Origin of the sequence: Protofrankia sp. Cr1 (assembly GCF_963555865.1) — a bacterium.
Classification (GTDB): domain Bacteria; phylum Actinomycetota; class Actinomycetes; order Frankiales; family Frankiaceae; genus Protofrankia.
On record NZ_CAUVXO010000554.1, the window covers coordinates 1 to 3,361 of the forward strand.

2 protein-coding genes and 1 pseudogene are annotated in these 3,361 nt (G+C 63.1%); 1 reads left to right on the forward strand and 2 read right to left on the reverse strand.

Annotated features, from left to right (window positions below):
• Positions 1-378 (reverse strand): annotated as a pseudogene (locus tag U9980_RS25665) (group II intron reverse transcriptase/maturase); the annotation flags it as partial.
• 114 nt (positions 379-492) lie between these two features.
• Positions 493-2,316, reverse strand: coding sequence for a reverse transcriptase domain-containing protein (locus tag U9980_RS25670; RefSeq protein ID WP_322770282.1), 1,824 nt, complete (start codon positions 2,314-2,316; stop codon positions 493-495).
• An 864-nt stretch (positions 2,317-3,180) separates the two neighbouring features.
• On the opposite strand from U9980_RS25670, the gene U9980_RS25675 reads away from it, so the two are divergent.
• The coding region (locus tag U9980_RS25675) for a hypothetical protein (protein WP_322770283.1) at positions 3,181-3,361 on the forward strand (181 nt) is incomplete at its 3' end.

Sequence of the window (3,361 nt, forward strand, 5' to 3'; positions counted from 1 at the left end):
CCCCAGCCGCCGCACCTTCCCCGACCCGCCCGGCTTCGGGATCAACCGCTCCCGCACCGGCAACGGTCGGAACTCTCCTCCTTTCAGCTGGGTACGGAGGTCGTCCAGGAACCTGGACACCCCGGCCTCGCGAATATCGGCGACCCGCAGGCCGTCGACCCCGGCGGTCCGGGCGCCCCGGTTGCCCGCGACCCGGGCAAACGCCACGATCAGCGTCGCCGGGTCATACACAAAGTTGACCAGGTCATCGAACCGGCGGTCAGGATCAGCCGCCGCCCAACGGTGAAGTTTGGCCTGCATCCCCGATACCCGCGCGAACGCTTCCTCACGGTCGCCCCCGCGCGGAGCACCGCCATTCGGCGGTGCGTCTTCCGGCATCACAGTGTCCATCCCTTCTCGATACCGCTGCCGCCGCAGGGTAGGCCGCCGGCGAGGTTTCCGCGGTTGCGGACCCTTTTCCGGCGACCCCCCACCGAACGACGCATGCGATTTTCACCGCACGTCGCTCTCCAGTGCCGCATTCCGCGAACCCCGCCGTTCCGGGGATCTGTTGTGGATCCCGTTGTGGCAGTCACGGCAGACGATCAGGGCCTTGCGACGGCGTGATGCCATCTGCTTGACCCATTCGGGCTGTTCGGCCCGATTCCCGGATCGGAGGTCTTCCAGACGCCGGACGTGGTGCGCTTCGACATCGGTGTGCGCCTGGCAGAGCTCGCACCGTCCGGCCATGAGCCGGTCGACGAGTTCTGTCGGACGTTTCCTCCAAATAGCCGGTAGATCGTCTCTGAGGACTACCCTCGTGGTCCTACGGGCCAGCGAAACCCCACCCCATCGGGCCACCAGTGGTCTCTTTCCTGCGCCGCGTTCGACCTTGACCTGCAAGCCTCTGCGAGGGCCTGCGAGTGTCTGCCAAGTGGCGCGGTACCGGTTCCAGACCTTGTTGACGCTGATCTTATTCTTATGCCCCAGCGTCTTGGTCAGCGACCGCTCCATCACCCACCTCAGCAGGCCGAGGCGGTGCCGGTTGTAGGCCATCTGGTAGTAGTCTGCGATGCCCCGGAACTCCGCCTGGTAGCGCGTCACGATCTGGAAGTCCGAATCGTGAGCACGTGCCAGAATGGCGGCCGGTTTACCGCGTCGCATGTAGGGCTTGCGTTTGGCTCGCGCGACGTCCATCGGCATTTTCAGCCCGACCTGCCCGTTGATAGAGCGGTGACCGTTCCGATCGTGCTTGGCGTCGTTGTTATGGACCACGATTTCGTAGCCGAGGAACCGGGCCGGTTCGGTCCGCCCATGAGTGATCAAGGTCTTGTGCTCGGAGAGCTCCAACTTCAGACGATAGCCCAGGAACCTTCCGATCTTTCCCTTGATGTCCTCGGCCTCCCGTCGCGTACCGGTGTAGCCCAGCAGCCAATCATCCGCATAGCGGATGTAATGCAGCCGTCGGTAGTCTGGATCGTCAGGGTCCCGGGAGGGGAGTTGTTGCAGTTCCCGGCGCATCTGCCGGGTCCCTTCCCGCTGCCCCTTCTTCTCCAGCTTCCAGACTGCCTTGTGCATCCGCATGTACGGCAGATAAGGCCGTCGCCGGTCTCCTCGGTTGTAGACGGGCAGGAGCGTCGTCTCGACATACCTGTCCAGCCGGTTCAGGTAGACGTTGGAGAGCAAGGGGCTCAGAATTCCGCCTTGTGGCGCACCACTCAATGTCTCGTGGTAGCGCCAGTCCTCCAGATGTCCGGCCTGAAGCAGCCCGTCGATGAGGCGCAGGAACCGGCCGTCGTGGATCTTCTCACCCAGCATCGATCTCATGATCGAATGGTCCAAAGACCCGAAACAGTCGGTGATATCGCCCTCGATGAACCACACCGTCCCACGCCATTGACGTTGGACCTCGTGCAACGCGGTATGACACCCACGACCTGGGCGGAACCCGTGGGAGTGATCGGAGAACTGCGGCTCGTAATACGCCTCCAGCAGAGAACGGATCACTTCTTGCAGCAGTTTGTCCGACCACGTCGGCAAACCCAGCGGGCGCTTCTTCGACGAGTTTTTCTTGTCGATGTAAGTCCGCCGTGCCGGGGTCCACCGGTAGCGCTCGTACCGCAGCGCTTCGATGATCGCCTGAATCTTTCTCAGGCTCATGCCGTCCACGGTCTCCGCATTGGCGCCGGGCGTCATGGCACCGTCATTGCGGTAGATCTTCCCGTATGCACGCAGATAAAGCTCCGGATTGAACAGGTGCCGATACAGTCTCTCCAGCGGCAATCCTCTCTTGCCGCGTTCGTGGATGATCCCCAGTAAGGCATCGGCTGTCTGCATTACGCGTACTCCCGCCTCTCCTGGTCGATCGTGGACACCTGTGCCACTTGGCCCTGTGAGCGGCCTTCCCGCTCTCCCTGGTGGGGCGTTACTCCCACGACTACTACTGGCACTCCGTCACCATAGGGCTCGCGCCCCTTAGGCGATCCCGAATTCCTCTTGCGCTGGACGTATCGAGTATGACGTAGGCGGCCTGTCCGTTCCCTTGAGTGAGCTCGCTGCTCACCGTCCACCAGCCGGAAGGGTTGGGGCGAAGCAAAGGGGATTCGCCTGATACTGGTGGCCCCGCTCCGGGCGTTGTATGTCGGGGGATGCACATTTCCATCACTGGGAACTCGGCTTCAAACAGTCTGGTCTTCGCCATATCACACGGATCTTGCGCGGCAGCACCATAAACGCCTTCACAATGCTCCACGCTTTCCCGCCATGCTGTTGTCCCCTCGCGGTTTCCCGTCCAGGTGAGGCGGGCAATCCAGAGGTACTCCTTCCGAACCTCTACTCTCTGCGAGAGTGATCCAACGCCGAGTTAGACGGCGCAACTTCCCCATGTGCACAGGCTTTCCCTGGCTCGGAGTACTACGGCGGCTCCGCCCCACCCCACCGGTTCGGCGGTCGGTGCGCCTATCCCGCCCGGACGGCTGGCCGCCACCCGGCCGGGAGCCCACGCGAGGTGGTTCCCACGTTCACTGTGCCTCGTTTGTCGGAGTAGGAGCCCGACTGTGTCCCAGCGGCCTCGTCATGGGTACGCCGCAGACATTCCCCATGACCTCCGGGTCGGCTTCTAAAGACCAAACCAGAGTTCCCTCAGCATCGGTAAACCAGGGGACGCACCGCGACCGGCCCATATCTACCAGGTTGGAGCCGGTGTCAAAGTTGAAGGACGTAAAACGCCGGTTCCTCGCGTACTCCTCTCCAACTCGCTCGCCGAACCCGCACCATCTGGCAGTGCTGACACGTCCCGGCTTTGTCAGGGCTGCTCCCGCCCTCCCCGGCACCACCCGGATCAGGCTGCCCTCAGCTACCCCGGCCTACTGCGACAGACCGA

Coding starts and splice junctions, on each gene's coding strand:
- U9980_RS25670 (WP_322770282.1), bottom strand. CDS start 2,316: ATGCAGACAGCCGATGCCTTACTGGGGATCATCCACGAACGCGGCAAG.